A 13414-nucleotide genomic window follows, 5' to 3' on the forward strand; every position below is an offset into this window, starting at 1 on the left:
TCGCCGTCCATTCGCAGTTCATGCTCCAGCAGGATATCGCCCGCGTACTCGTCGAGCGGATGAGTAACGCGTAGATCTACCACGGACGTGATAACGTTACGCCCGAACTGTTGGCGAAACTGGTCTCCCTCGATCCGGACCGAGCCTCCGGCTCACAGTTTCGTCACCCGACCTGATAGCTGAAAAATCGCGCCGGCTTATCCGGATCACCGTAAGTACTGGAATAGCCTTCACCGGCAGTTGCAGCCCGCTCGGCTTTCTCCGACAAAATCCGAATACTCCTGCGGGTTACTGGCGATGTGCATGACGTCACTGGACAAGACTGTCTCACTTTGCGCATGAAAGATGCTCGGTCGACGATCTTGATAATGGGCGGATTGGAACGCAAGGAGTATGGCGACGCGCCCGCCGACGACGACCCACCTCGCTCCAGGCCGGCAACCGCTTCCGCAAAACGGATCCACCGATTCTGCCATACATCAGATCGCTCCCGCATTGGCAAAGGGCACGCGATTGAGCTCGTGCGCGGCAAGCTTTGCCAGGAGGATATACAGCTTAGCTGACCAAACGTGACCAAAGCAGCTGTCCGCGCTCCAATGCGCCGGCCAAGCACTGCGGAAGACTTATTGGCCGTCAAGCTCTCTAGGACCGGGGCGCTTCGGCTCAGACGGGACAACTTGCAGACGCGCGGTCATGCACCATGCGATTTCCTGAGCAAGTCGCCCACCGATTCCGAGATGCTGCACATTCTGATCAGACGTAGAATGTCGATCAGAACAACATTTTTCTCACGTCCGGATGGAGCAAAACCGACATTGCTGGGCGAGTGACCATGACTGGGTTTGCTAGTCCAGAAGAGTCGGTGCCCAATGTGAGCCTTGCAGGAAGACGCCGTCATGCAAAATCACCAAAATCATCGCTCACCCTACCAGAGCTGTCAGCGACAGATTGCGTTCGGTCATCAGAGCATCAGGTGCGACTAGGAGAGTGAGACACAGACCTCAGACGTCTTGTCACTATCCAGGATGTGAATGCAATCTATCCAAAGAATTGATTTCACACTTCATGTGCTGCCGGGTAGGGAAAGCGCCGTGCATCACGCAACATCGTAGGTTTGCTGTCGGCAAAGCTGCGATGAGTACGTGATCATGGACACCGCGATCGGATTGTAGGCACGGTTTTGCCCGGTGCGGCCAAGTTCATGTCACCCCCCGTCTTTGGATTGAGCAGTTCTTTCCAAAGCGTCTCGGTGATTTTATAAAAGTCAAAAATAGGAAGGCGCGGCAGGACGGCCTCGTTATGGCGTTCTCCAGCTGAGCGTAGCCGCGCTTCGCCATCACTGTCGCTCCGGTGATCGGAGCACGAAGGAGGCTCACCTTTTTGGCCGAATGAGGAAGTTCGTTGCTCAAGCACGGAACGCCTGCCGGCGTGTGAGGCTTTGCAAATTGAGGGCCGCGATGCAAATCGCATATCATCGCTGCTCCCCCATCAAACCTGCGGCCGTGCGGCTGCGTTCGCCATCGGAAGCATCGATCGTGATGAGGAGATTTAGATCCAGACCATGGAACGGCATTGTCACTAATCCGCCATGTGAATGCATCGAACCAAACCATCGATTTCACCAATCAATGTGTTCTCGGCAATCATCTCGACTTCACGATGTCGGCGACAACTGCCGCGATTGTTCCGGCGCTGAGCGGGTGCTGCCCGCCTATCGATGCAATGTATTGATTGCCGCCTACGCCCCGGTGGAAAGAGCACATTCGACGTCACCAAGATTCACGCGCGCCACGTGAGACAGTGAACAACGCCAGTCGAGCTCACAATGGAATCCCGATCCAATATGCGATTCGCCAGTACCGCAGCTCTTCGTCTATTCCCGATTCCAATGCTTACGCGGAGGCCGGACTGTTCAATTCCGCTCGGGGGTGGCGTGACGTGGTGGGTGTCTTGGCGTGACTTGATAGGAGGTCCTGGAATGCGAACGCTACTCGTTGATCATGAGAGGGACCCCGCGCGCGTTGTACAAGATGCGCTCTCCGATTGCGGTTTTGCCGTTGACGTAGCGTGCACCCTGGACGAGGCCGCCGCCGCTTTTTCTTGCGCCAGCTATGACATTCTCTTGCTCGAGTTGGTTCTACCGGATGGAGACGGCTTGGATTGGCTGAAGCAGTTGAGACGTGACGGACATTCGATGCCTGCCGTGATGATGAGTAACTTCAATGAGCTCGGTAGGCGGATAGCGCTATTTAATGGCGGTGCGGACGACTTCCTGCCCAAGCCCGTATCTACTGATGAACTCATCGCACGAATGCGCGCTACTCTGCGCCGGTCAACGCAAATGACGGCCCCCATTGTTACCTTTGGCAATCTACGATTCGATTCGATCGGTCGGCAAGCGACGGTCAATGGTCGACCACTGAAGATTGCCCGCCGCGAGGTGTGCATTCTCGAACATCTGCTCAGCCGCGCCGGCCGCACCGTGGCTCGTGCGTCATTGGAAGATAGCCTCTATGCATTTGACGACGAGGTCTCAACCAATGCGCTTGAGGTCGGAATCTATCGTTTGCGCGGTCATTTGAGTCGGTCCGGTGCGACGCTACGGATCAAAACCGCGCGCGGGATCGGCTACGTCCTTGAATTGAAAGGCGCGGCATCGACCGCGTAGTTAATTGAACTTGAAAGAAAAGACCATCTTGAGCATCATTCTTGACAAGCATGCTGGCGTCACTCGAGGATCGATCGCCGCCAACGGCCTTTCGTCCACATTTCTTCCTTGTCTTTGGCATCTTTTGTGCGTGGTCATCCTGCTATTCCCGGCTGCGGCCGTAGCTCAGATCAAGCGGGATGATGGAAGTGGGCCGCAGCGTACGGCTGCCGACGGCATTAGCGCAACGCTGACCCTTTCCTCTTCGCTAGGTAAGACGATTCACCTGCCAGCGCCAGCCGCGAGCATCTTTGTCGCAGATCCTACGGTCGCGGACTATCAGGCACCTTCGAACAGGACCATCTTTGTTTTCGGCAAAAAATCCGGTCGGACCACCTTGTTCGCACTGAACGAGGCCGGGGAGGCTCTCGCTGAGCTGCGTGTTGTCGTCACCCAGCCGATCGAGGATCTGCGCGCCACGCTGAAAGCCCAGGTCGGCGACTATCCCATCCAGGTAAGCTACACCCCGCGCGGGGCCATCCTTAGCGGTACGGCGCCCAATGCGGAGATCGTCGATATAGCGATGAAAGTGACCGAGCAGTTTCTCGGGTCTGGTGCGCTCGTCGTCAACAAGATTCAGGTGGCGGGGTCATTGCAGGTGAATCTGAGCGTGCGGGTGGCGGAGGTCTCCCGGAGCGCCATGAAGGAGCTCGGCGTCAACCTCTCCGCTTCCGGTCAAGCTGGCCCTTTCACTGTCGGCTTGGTCAGTGGCAGTGGTGGTGGATACGGCGCGGCGCAGGGCGGCGGTACGGCGAAGATGGGGGTCAACACTGGCCATGTGAACGTCAGCGCTATGCTCGATGCACTGGCTCACGAGCGCCTCGCTTCCGTACTTGCTGAACCGAACCTCACCGCAATGTCAGGCGAATCCGCCAGCTTCCTCGCCGGCGGCGAATTTCCCATTCCGGTGTTGCAGGACAATCGGCAGGTCTCTGTCGAGTTCCGTCACTTCGGCGTCAGCCTGGAGTTTGTGCCGACCGTTCTCAGTAACAATCAGATCAATATCCGCGTGAAGCCTGAAGTCAGCGAACTATCGTCACAAGGTGCTGTCAACATCAACGGCATCTCCGTGCCGGCTCTCTCCACCCGGCGTGCAAACACGGTTGTCGAGCTCGCCAGCGGCCAGAGCTTTGCAATTGGTGGGCTTATCCGGCGCAACTTCAGCACTGAGATCACGACTTTCCCTTGGCTCGGCGACGTTCCGATTCTTGGTGCGCTATTTCGCTCATCGTCATTTCAACAGGATGAGACGGAACTCGTGATCATCGTCACGCCTTACGTCGTGCGGCCAAGATCGAACTCGAAGCAGATGAGTGCGCCCACCGACCGCATCGCTCCGCCCTCAGACCTCGCGCGCAGTCTGACGAACACATTGGCAACGCGCTCGCCTGTTCGCGGTGCTCCCCCGATAAGCGTACCAGGCGCGACAAGGGGCACCGGCCACACCATCGAATGAGGATCGACCAATGAGATTACGATTCGTGCGCCCCTTCATCGGTCTGACGGCCAGTCTAGGTGGCTGCGCAAGCACCGCGCCGACTTACCTCGAGCCGACCGCGCAAGCGATCCTAGTTGAACAAGAGAAGAACGTCTTACTGTTACAGACCCTTGGAGGGCCCGAACGGCAGCGTCTGCGTTACTTCATAGCGAGTACCAGTCGCGGTCGGTACGACACGCTCCATCTTGATATCGTCGGCTCACGTCGGCTCGGGGCGCAGATAGCAGCTGAGGCCCGCGCAGTGGGCGTCGACGCTCACAACATCCGCCTGTACGGTCCATTCATCGATAGGCGTGATGGCTCTGCCGCCCGAATCGAGGCGATTACGTACGAGGCGCGCCCTCCAGTTTGTCCGTCGATTGCGATCGTCGGCCCTTCAGTGAACGACAATTCTTTCGATCCGACGCTTGGCTGCTCGATCCGCAACAACTTGGCCGGCATGGTCAACGATCCGCGCGACTTGATTGACAATCAGGCCGTTGTGCCGAGTGATGGTAATCGTGCGGCCATTCCCGTTGCCACATACAAAACCTTCGCGACCGGCAATAACAGCAACTTGGGTATGGCTAACAACAAGCTGCCGTCAGATCCCACGTCTGCCGGCACCCAGACCGTGCAGCCCTCTCGATAGCGAGAACATCAGTCATTCGATGCGACCTCATTCACAACACGAACTAGATTTGGCCGGCGGCAAAGAGTGCTTTTGCGACAGCCTCGAAGTACTGGACAGGAATGGAATTGCCAAGGCTAGTGTTGCGGATTAGCTCACGGACCAGGACGTGATCTTCGACGATACTGAGACGAAGGCGCCTCGCTTCATCAAAGAGCCGTGAAGCCGCCTCCCCGTCGCCGCGGCAAACCAGGACCGGGACGCCCGTTTCGCCACGGATGTAGCGTACCCCGACCAGCAGCTCGCGCCCAGTCAAGATCAATGTCGCGCGACTCACGCCGAGAGGGGACTCGCTCGCCTGCTCCCGCCGAAGGCGTCGGTGTTCGCGTTTGACCTCCGGATTGCCTTGCTGCTCCTTGTCCTCGCGCTTCATATCGCTCTTAGTCATGCGCATGCCGCGCAAGAACAACCAACGCTGGATGAGGAGATCGACCAATCCGCCGATAAGAAATGCACCACTTGCAATCCCGATCAACAGTTTCACTTGAATGAACACGAACTCGAAGCAGCCCGTGCCGCAAACCGGCAGATAGACCAGTGTCTTCCACGCGCCGACAACGACGAGGACAAAGATCGCGCCGAGGCAGAAGACCTTGAACAAGCTCTTGCCAAGCTCGATGAGGGAACGCAAAGAGGCGATGCGCTTCAGTCCGTTGATGGGATCAATGTTCTCGAATTTCGGCGTCATCGGCTCGGAGGAGAACACTAATCCACCATTGGCTAGGACCGTCGTCAGAATTGCGCAGGTGACCATACTCCCAAGAAGCGGGCCAACAATTCCCAGTGCAAGTTCGGGCAAGACGCCAAGCGCAAGATCGACCGCAATATTGAACGGCTTATCAAGCAGCTTGTCAGTCAGCATGAGCGCTTCACGACATTTGTCGTAGATGGAACTCGCTTCTAACCAGACATAACCGAGACCGGCGCAAGCGCTGAGGGCCCTGACTAGATCCGTGCTATGCGGAACCACGCCTTTCTTGCGCGAGTCGCTTAGCTTCTTTTCAGTGGGGGCGAGCGTTTTCTCTTCGCTCGTGTCGCTCACTTCAGTTTCCTCTCGAGCCTCTCCAGCTCTCGGCTCGACTGCATGATTTCCGCTTGCATGTATTCGATGAGGTAGAGCGTATAAGTCACCATGACGATCGCAAAACCTATATTCTTGATCGTCAACGATAGGTCCCGCGGGTTGAATTGCGGCGCAAAGCGCCCGAGCAGAAGCGCTGATATGTCGGCCAGCAAGAGGAAAGCTACCACAGGTCCAGAGACCAGGACGGCGGTACGTATGATGCTGTCGAGCACGCCCCACAACTCCAGTGTCCCTTGCATGCTCAGCGTGGGTCCAAGCTGATAAGCCGGCCAAACCAGATAGCTGCCGTAAAGCCCGCTGATCATGGTTTGCAGGCCCCCCGATACGACGAAGATCGTGGTCGCGGTGGTCCCGATAAGAAGTCCCGTCGCCGAAGCCTGACTGCGTGTCGCGGGATCGGCGGGAGTGACCACGCTACTGATGCCCCGTTGCGCGTCGATGAACTCGCCGACGGCCTGAAGACTCCAGAGGGGAATACTGAGGAGGGCGCCGATCAGTAGGCCGACACACGTCTCCTTAAGACCGAGTAGCGGGATCTTGAGCAGACGAGTGTCCGGATCTAGCTCCTTCAGGCCATCGGCGATGTGCGCCAAGTATGGTAGTTCGAGCGCGACGGCAAGGCAACCGCGGATCAGGCCGCCGATCTGCGGACGCGTAAATACTGGAAGCACCAGCATGATGCCCACGGGGCGGGCCGCACCAAGGCCGGCAGCAACGACGAGTTCGATGGTCGCCTGGATCAGACTTGGCGTGTCGGCGGTTGACAGATCATACATGACGGCTGCTGCTAGTAGCCCGTCGTGAGCGCGGGAAAATCAGTGAAGATCTGCTTGGCTTGTTCGATGAGCGGGGCGCTCAGCACCGGAGCAAACAAACCTATAATCCCAACAATGACCAAAAGCTTCACAGTCAGTGGCAATGTCTGATCCTGGATCTGCGTTGCCGCCTGGATGATGCCGATGATGGTTTCGGCGACCGCCGCTGCAATGAGCGGAGGCAGAACCCAGGTCATGAAAAGCACCAGTGATCGGCTCATAAAAGGGAGAATAGTGGCCTCATCCATGCTCACCCTCCAGGTGTTGAATAGCTCAGCACCAGCCCGTGCATAAGCCGCGACCAGCCGTCAATCGCCACGAACAGAAACAGCTTGAAAGGAACTGAGATCACTGTCGGAGACACCATTGACATGCCCATGGCCATCAGAATGGTCGTTACGATCAGATCGATAGTGATAAACGGAAGGTATAGTAAAAACCCGATTTCGAAGGCACGCTTGAGTTCTGAGATTAGAAAAGATGGGACGAGAATGACAAAATCATCGGCTGTCGCTCTGCCGCGCATCTCTTCCGGCCAGACACGCTCGGTCGAGGACAGGAAGAAGCCTCGCTGTTCTTCATTGGTGAAGTTCTTGAGATAGCCTCGCAGCGGCTCCTGCCCCACTTTCGCGGCGGCTACCCAATCCTCGAGCGTTTGATAGCGGAGCTGCAGATCGGCGACTCGATTGTAGCTCTGCTCAAAGACGGGGGCGCTCGTGAAGGCGGTGAGCATCAATGCTGCGCCGTATAGAACGATGTTCGGTGGAATCGATTGGGTCCCAAGCGCATTGCGAACGAGGAAGAGAACGACAGATACCTTTACGAACGCCGTGGTCGTGACGACAGCGAAGACCAACAAGCCGAGCGCGGCCGTGACCGCAAGAAGCGGCAGTATTGCTGGTTCAATGTTAGTCATTGCCCGCTAACCCGCCACGCAGTCTAACGCCGAGCTCGTCCCCAATACGTACTATGTCGCCACTCCCGATACGTACGCCGTTTGCAAGGATATCGACCGGGCCGTCGACCGGCCGGCCAAGTTCGAATACATATCCTTTGCTGATGCTTCTCAGGGCTCCCAGCGTGATGGGCCAGCGGCCGCATTCAAAGACAAGCGAAATCTCAATATCGTCGAGATCGGCTTCCGAAGGCGACTGCTGTAAACCGGGCAGTGTCGTCATATGCGCATACTCCAGAGGGCGCGGCCGCAAGCGAAACGGTCCGTGCAGAATCAGGCGGGTGCCAGTGACATCTGCCGCGGCCCATAACGGGCCGGCAGTGAGGATGATCTGACCGCGGGCGAATGGCATTACATCCGGCAACAAAGCGTCGCCCTCACGTGTTTTGCGAAGAAGCGAGGCTGACGCCCGGAGGGAGCCGATCTCTCCTGCAATTGTAACGGGTAGCTGTGCGGGGACCTCACACAACTGTCGCGGCAATTGGCCGAGCAGCTCGCCTAAGGCGCGGAACGCCGGCGGTATCGGTCCGTCAAGAGGCGAGAAAAGAAATAGGCGACCTTTGCCCCTGACCGGACCGTAGATGATGTCGAGTTCGATATAAGGCCCGTTCTTCTCGGCCTTTCCAACATGAAGGAGTCGCAGTTGCTGCTCTGTCTCAGTCTCCAGGTGCGCGAGCAACGATTCAATTGCAAGTTCGAGAACCAGCGAACGACTTGGCTCGGAAAGTAAAGCTAGGCCACTCTGTACTGTCGAGATCAAGACCTCCGCAAGCGCATGCGGTATCGACAACACGAGCGCATCATCGCCGAGGCGCCAAACGCAATCGAGCATCGACAGAGCCGGAGGTTCCTCCTGCCACACAAGTCGTTCCAGTCGCACCGATAGCGGCTTGTCGCAAAGATTACTCCGCAAAGAGGCGGAGGGCCACACGTTTCTGTTGAGCCATGAGACGAGACTCTGGGTTAGACGCTGGCTCGGCTCGTACTTCGCGTATGCGTTCGCGCGAGTTGCAGGAGGCGACTGTACAGGGCAGCGCATTTGGTTCCCAGCTGGACTAGCGGTCATCAAATTGAACCGCCCGCCACCAGCGTGGGCAAACCCCTCCCATGGCGAAGCAAGACTTCATCATCAGCCTCTAGCTCGGCTGTTACTTCCGAATGGGTATCGGCCGCACGCCGGACGTCGGTCTCGATTTGTCGCCATTTATGAGTCGCTGCGGAACGCTTCGCCCAGTGCGCACGCCTCTCGGATGCCGCTGTCTCGGCCTGCTTTTGAGTGATACGCGCCTCCTCAAGTGTGCGGCGTTTCGAGCTGATCTCAATCGCTAGCCTCTCAAGAGTGAGTTGGCAATGATCGAGTTCAACGACGGACAAGGTACCGACCGACATCAACTGCTGGTAAACCTCCGCCTGGGCCTCTGTATGATGCTTTTCAGCAATTCCAAGTTCGTGCCATGCGTGCTCCGCGGCCGAGGTCGCGATATGACGCTTGGCTTCCATATTGGACAACTCACTACGAGCACTACGCTCGCGCATATCCTTCACTTGCCGCAAGCTCGAAACGTGTATGCAACTCATGCAGTCAGACGGCACATCCATGTGACGGTTTCCTCAAAAGTGGACGCATCGTTTTCACCCTGGCGTAAAAACTCGCGCAGATCATCGATCGAAGCGACAGCTCGGTCCGTCAGCGGATCGCTGCCTTGCTTGTATTCGCCAACCTTGATCAAAAATTCGGCCTCTGCATGACGGGAGATAAGATCACGGAAGAGGGATGCTGCCTTGCGATGCGGTGCAGATACGACGGCATCCATGACGCGACTGCGGCTCGACAGTACGTCGATGGCGGGGAAATGCGCCCGCGCCGCGAGAGAGCGTGAAAGAACGATATGACCATCGAGAATGCCACGCGTTTCCTCGGCGATTGGATCGCCCGTGCCGTCACCTTCCACAAGCACGGTATAGAAGGCGGTGATTGAGCCACGCTCACTCATACCAGCGCGCTCCAGCAAACCTGGCAACATTGCAAAGACAGAGGGAGGAAAGCCCCGGCGAGTCGGTGGCTCACCGGCAGCAAGCCCGATCTCCCGCATAGCGCGGCTAAATCGCGTCAATGAATCCATCATCAGAACGACGCGCAGGCCTTGATCGCGAAAATATTCGGCGAGCGCGGTTGCCGTATAAGCACATTGCGCCCGCTCCGTCGCTGAGCGATCGGAGGTCTCAACGACGACGACCGTGCGGCGGAGGGCAGTCTCCCCAAGATGCCGCTCGATGAATTCACGCACTTCGCGTCCACGCTCGCCTATCAGCGCAACCACGGTCACGTCAGCGACCGCGCCTTTTACGATCTGCGACAGTAACGTCGACTTGCCGCCACCAGGCTCTCCATAAATGCCGATGCGTTGGCCCTCGCCGCATGTCAGAAGACCATCCAAGACGCGAACACCGAGTGGCAGAGGGCGAGCGATGATGCACCTCGTCATTGGATTTGGCGCTTTGCCGCGCAGCGGGCGCGTCTCCATGGCTTTGACTGCGCCCTTGCCATCGAGTGGACGGCCGAAACTGTCGATCACCCGGCCAAGCAAATTGGGGCCGACCGGCACTTCGTGCATTCGGCCAGTGGCAACGACTTCTGCGCGGCCGGACATGCCTTGCAGGTCACCGATCGGCGTCAGCAACACGCCGTCCTGCAACAGACCGATCACCTCGGCCTCAAGCGACCATCCGGTGCGCGGATCCTTGAGCACACAAACTTCTCCAATACGAGCATCCGGCAAGACTGCATGGATCAACGTGCCGATCGCACGCGTGATCCGCCCGCGTACGGCACGCGTGTCCACATGGCTTGCCGTAGTTCGCAGACGCGCCAGCGCCGCGTGCAGAGTCCCATCTCCATCAGGACAGCTATGGTCTGGTCTCGGCGCCGTCACTATTCGTCTGCCTCATGATCTAACCCAAGCCCCAAACGCAATGCGCGGAGCTGCGCGTCAAGTCCGAGATGGATATTGCCAAATTCGCTCCACAGCACGCATTCGTTCGCTGACAGCGCCGGGTCCGGAATAATTCGGACTTCCGGCCGGTCCTCCCGTCCGTCGCAGGCAGCAAATTCGCGCGTAAGCGCATCAGCATCCATGGGGGACGCATGAAGGGACAGTTTCGGCCCGCCATATCTGTGCGAAATCGTGTGACGAACCGTCCTCACCAACATCTCGCCGGGATCGAAATCGCCCAGTAGATCAGTTACGATGTCCATCACGAGCGCTGACAGTTCCTGCTCCAAAACGGCCTTTCGTCGTGCCACTTCCGAGGCAGCCTGCGCGACCAGCTGTGCCATTTCCTCGGCGCCGGCCCTCACCCCCTCAGCATGGCCGCGCGCACGCTCCTTCTGATAAGCTCTGCGCGCCCAGCCGCGAACGCGCTTCAGATTGCGCTCGGCCACGGCACGCGCCTCGAGGGCGCTGTGCCAAATCTCGAGATCCCTCGCCGCTATGAGTGGCCCAAGGGGGCGGATCTGCGGAGCGACGGGCGGCGCAGTTTCGTCGTCTGTCATCCCGCTGGGGCCTCCCTCGCCAAATGGGCCAACACCGGCGAAAACAATTGGCCCGCGGCATCGCGGTGTTCAGTCGCCGGATTGTCGGCGGCCGTTCCGACAGCTAGGCGTAGAAGCACGCGGCGGCAATCAAGCGTTGACGCTTCATCGAGCCAAGCGCCGAGGCAGGCATGTCCATCGTCTTCAATCCCTAGCGCGAGTTGTTGAGGATCAGCAATTAATCTGGTCGAAACCGCATGCGCTGCATGTCGGATCCCGAAAGCCAGCACCTCGGTGCCGACGTGCTCGACCAGAACGGCGACATCATGCTTTGAAACCAGCCTTGTCAGCGAACGGGCATGCCAAATGCCGCCGGCGAGGAGGGCAGCCCTGCTCGGATCATGCCCGAGGAGAAGGTCTGGCCCGAAGTCACCTCCGTTCAAGCCCAGTTCATCTTCAAGCAGCAACGCTTGCAGTCTTATCTGCAGCCTAGGACTCTTCTGCAGTCGCACCAACGTCGCAGACGAGAGGTTCGCGTCAAGTCGCGCGGCAAGGCGGGTCGGATGAATCGTGGCAGCAAGCTTACGAATACCTACAGAGGCTAGTTTCAGCGGATCATGCCGCTCGGCAGACGGATTCGGTCTCGTCATGTCGGATACCACACTACGCCGCATTAGGCTTAATCGCTTTGCGAATCATCTCCATAGCAGAGACAGCCGAGCGCCCACCGACAGCGCTAACTTTCTGAGATGATTGCCTGCGCTGACGCCCACGAGCGCTCAGCAAGACGCAGGACAGCACGCCGAATACAGACCCGCCGAGACCCATGGCAACTGCAACCAATGGCGTCGAAATGACTCCAGATGCTTGGGCGAGACCAGCCGCAGCCGCCGGTCGCGGCTCTAGTGCGGGCCGCTCGACTGAGACGAAAACAACAGCCACCTTGTCATAGGTTAAGCCCTCGATGCTGTTGGCGACGAGCATTTTAATCTGCGGCAGCAAGATTGAGAGATTTGCCCTCGAGTCATGTCGGATGAAAACCGACGCCGAAGATGGCGTGGTGTCACGTCGCAACAGGTCGTTCTTTGGCAGAACAACGTGGACGCGCGCCGAGAGGACACCATCGATATCACTGATCGTGCGAGATAATTCCTCGCTCAGCGCATAGACGTAACGGGCGCGCTCCTCGATTGGCGAAGCAATCAGACCCGCCGCGCTGAACACTTCGCCTAGACTCTTGAAAGCGTGGCGCGGCAACCCTTCGCCATTCAGCAGGTCGATTGCGGAAGCAATCTGAGTCTGCTCGACCTGGATCGTGATAGTCCCGTCCTTAGCAGCAACGCGGAGCGCATCGACCCCGTTCTTGAGGAGGACCGCAAGCATCTCATTGGCCTCACGCTCCTGAACTTTCGTGTAGAGATCGGCTTTGCAACCAACCAGGGCAAGCAGGAGCGGCAGCAGAGCCACAAGTTGAAGCCGCTTGCGGAATGGGCGCGCCTGATCGCTTTCGCGATCGATTAAACCAATCATTCGCCCCACTCAGCCCGCCGATATCAGCTTATTCAGAGATGAACCGAGGCTACCGATGCCATTTGAAATGAGTGTTACCTGGATGACGCTGTCAGAAACATCCTTCAGATTCGCCAACATCGCCTCGAAGTCACCTGCGCCACTGGGGGCGCCCGGCACACCTGCTTCCGCTTTGCCGGGTTGCAGCAAAAGGGGCTCCGACGTCGACCCGGTCTCCGCACCTTTTGGAACTGCATTGACCGGATACATCGCAGAAAGATTCTGGAGGATGCGATCGCCCAGCGGGCTCGCCTGTGTTGTTGCACGCGATACCTCGGATGTCGACGGAACCGCCACCGCTCCCGTTACTGGAGGCGCAAGGTCTTGAACCGAAGCCGCTTGCAAGAGACTCTGCTGAAACTGGGCCTGCTCGTCGACCGCTGTTGCCGAACAGGCCTTGGACAGGCCTTCCAGATTGTGAGAGATCGGCGCAGCGCCTAACATCATCATGGAAAGACTCGCTCTCATCGAGATGTGATACGACCAGCCGTTCAAGCCGATTAGCGGCTCAATGTCCTAGACAGGCCAGCTGACGACAAGCTGACGAGTTCGCCCGCACATCGCCATCTAAAGATCACGTTTCG

14 protein-coding genes are annotated in these 13414 nt (G+C 58.1%); 3 read left to right on the forward strand and 11 right to left on the reverse strand.

Going from position 1 to position 13414, the window contains the following annotated elements; all coding sequences use genetic code 11:
* The first annotated feature begins 1978 nt into the window (after nt 1-1978).
* The 3 genes from IVB07_RS30670 (at nt 1979) to IVB07_RS30680 (ending at nt 4836) form a co-directional block, all read left to right on the forward strand.
* Nucleotides 1979-2668 carry a response regulator transcription factor gene (locus IVB07_RS30670; protein ID WP_018458359.1) on the forward strand — a complete coding sequence of 230 codons (690 nt, stop codon included), beginning with the start codon at nt 1979-1981 and terminating at the stop codon, nt 2666-2668.
* Nucleotides 2669-2741: 73 nt separating this feature from the next.
* On the forward strand, nt 2742-4163 hold the full coding sequence (locus IVB07_RS30675; protein WP_245288503.1) for a type II and III secretion system protein family protein: 1422 nt from the start codon (nt 2742-2744) through the stop codon (nt 4161-4163).
* Nucleotides 4164-4173: 10 nt separating this feature from the next.
* Nucleotides 4174-4836 carry a CpaD family pilus assembly lipoprotein gene (locus tag IVB07_RS30680; protein ID WP_018458361.1) on the forward strand — a complete coding sequence of 221 codons (663 nt, stop codon included), beginning with the start codon at nt 4174-4176 and terminating at the stop codon, nt 4834-4836.
* 43 nt (nt 4837-4879) lie between these two features.
* On the opposite strand, the gene IVB07_RS30685 is transcribed toward IVB07_RS30680, so the two are convergent.
* The 11 genes from IVB07_RS30685 to IVB07_RS30735 are packed head-to-tail and all read right to left on the reverse strand — an operon-like array spanning nt 4880 to nt 13280.
* Nucleotides 4880-5917, reverse strand: a complete 1038-nt coding sequence (locus IVB07_RS30685; protein ID WP_018458362.1) for an EscU/YscU/HrcU family type III secretion system export apparatus switch protein — start codon at nt 5915-5917, stop codon at nt 4880-4882.
* Nucleotides 5914-6735, reverse strand: a complete 822-nt coding sequence (sctT, locus tag IVB07_RS30690; protein WP_018458363.1) for a type III secretion system export apparatus subunit SctT — start codon at nt 6733-6735, stop codon at nt 5914-5916. Before sctT ends, IVB07_RS30685 begins: the two co-directional genes overlap by 4 nt.
* Nucleotides 6736-6746: 11 nt before the next feature.
* Nucleotides 6747-7022, reverse strand: coding sequence for an EscS/YscS/HrcS family type III secretion system export apparatus protein (locus tag IVB07_RS30695; protein WP_018458364.1), 276 nt, complete (start codon nt 7020-7022; stop codon nt 6747-6749).
* Between the two features lie 2 nt (nt 7023-7024).
* Entirely contained in the window at nt 7025-7690 is a 666-nt protein-coding gene (gene sctR, locus IVB07_RS30700; RefSeq protein WP_018458365.1) for a type III secretion system export apparatus subunit SctR, read from the reverse strand.
* The gene (sctQ, locus tag IVB07_RS30705; RefSeq protein WP_247766825.1) at nt 7683-8768 is read right to left on the reverse strand and encodes a type III secretion system cytoplasmic ring protein SctQ; all 1086 of its coding nucleotides are present in this window, start codon (nt 8766-8768) and stop codon (nt 7683-7685) included. Before sctQ ends, sctR begins: the two co-directional genes overlap by 8 nt.
* Before the next feature lie 26 nt (nt 8769-8794).
* Nucleotides 8795-9328 (reverse strand): hypothetical protein, encoded by a 534-nt coding sequence (locus IVB07_RS30710; RefSeq protein ID WP_247766826.1) that lies wholly within the window; start codon nt 9326-9328, stop codon nt 8795-8797.
* The gene (sctN, locus tag IVB07_RS30715; RefSeq protein ID WP_083926521.1) at nt 9304-10614 is read right to left on the reverse strand and encodes a type III secretion system ATPase SctN; all 1311 of its coding nucleotides are present in this window, start codon (nt 10612-10614) and stop codon (nt 9304-9306) included. Before sctN ends, IVB07_RS30710 begins: the two co-directional genes overlap by 25 nt.
* Nucleotides 10615-10661: 47 nt before the next feature.
* A complete protein-coding gene (gene sctL / locus IVB07_RS30720) occupies nt 10662-11282 on the reverse strand; it encodes a type III secretion system stator protein SctL (protein WP_018458369.1) in 621 nt (206 codons plus the stop codon).
* Nucleotides 11279-11911: a nodulation protein NolU gene (locus tag IVB07_RS30725; RefSeq protein ID WP_157643061.1), complete on the reverse strand. Its 633-nt coding sequence runs from the start codon at nt 11909-11911 to the stop codon at nt 11279-11281. Before IVB07_RS30725 ends, sctL begins: the two co-directional genes overlap by 4 nt.
* A gap of 13 nt (nt 11912-11924) precedes the next feature.
* On the reverse strand, nt 11925-12791 hold the full coding sequence (gene sctJ, locus IVB07_RS30730) for a type III secretion inner membrane ring lipoprotein SctJ (protein ID WP_018458371.1): 867 nt from the start codon (nt 12789-12791) through the stop codon (nt 11925-11927).
* A 9-nt stretch (nt 12792-12800) separates the two neighbouring features.
* Nucleotides 12801-13280: a nodulation protein NolB gene (locus tag IVB07_RS30735; RefSeq protein WP_245288502.1), complete on the reverse strand. Its 480-nt coding sequence runs from the start codon at nt 13278-13280 to the stop codon at nt 12801-12803.
* Nucleotides 13281-13414: the final 134 nt, after the last annotated feature.

It is taken from the genome of Bradyrhizobium sp. 172 (assembly GCF_023101065.1).
In the GTDB taxonomy this organism is placed as follows: Bacteria; Pseudomonadota; Alphaproteobacteria; order Rhizobiales; family Xanthobacteraceae; genus Bradyrhizobium; species Bradyrhizobium canariense_D.

Excerpts from the sequence above, each read along its gene's own strand:
- IVB07_RS30670 (WP_018458359.1), top strand. The coding sequence starts at position 1,979 with ATGCGAACGCTACTCGTTGATCATGAGAGGGACCCCGCGCGCGTTGTA.
- IVB07_RS30680 (WP_018458361.1), top strand. The coding sequence starts at position 4,174 with ATGAGATTACGATTCGTGCGCCCCTTCATCGGTCTGACGGCCAGTCTA.
- sctT (WP_018458363.1), bottom strand. The coding sequence starts at position 6,735 with ATGTATGATCTGTCAACCGCCGACACGCCAAGTCTGATCCAGGCGACC.
- IVB07_RS30695 (WP_018458364.1), bottom strand. The coding sequence starts at position 7,022 with ATGGATGAGGCCACTATTCTCCCTTTTATGAGCCGATCACTGGTGCTT.
- sctR (WP_018458365.1), bottom strand. The coding sequence starts at position 7,690 with ATGACTAACATTGAACCAGCAATACTGCCGCTTCTTGCGGTCACGGCC.
- sctQ (WP_247766825.1), bottom strand. The coding sequence starts at position 8,768 with ATGCGCTGCCCTGTACAGTCGCCTCCTGCAACTCGCGCGAACGCATAC.
- IVB07_RS30710 (WP_247766826.1), bottom strand. The coding sequence starts at position 9,328 with ATGGATGTGCCGTCTGACTGCATGAGTTGCATACACGTTTCGAGCTTG.
- sctL (WP_018458369.1), bottom strand. The coding sequence starts at position 11,282 with ATGACAGACGACGAAACTGCGCCGCCCGTCGCTCCGCAGATCCGCCCC.
- IVB07_RS30725 (WP_157643061.1), bottom strand. The coding sequence starts at position 11,911 with ATGACGAGACCGAATCCGTCTGCCGAGCGGCATGATCCGCTGAAACTA.
- sctJ (WP_018458371.1), bottom strand. The coding sequence starts at position 12,791 with ATGATTGGTTTAATCGATCGCGAAAGCGATCAGGCGCGCCCATTCCGC.
- IVB07_RS30735 (WP_245288502.1), bottom strand. The coding sequence starts at position 13,280 with ATGATGATGTTAGGCGCTGCGCCGATCTCTCACAATCTGGAAGGCCTG.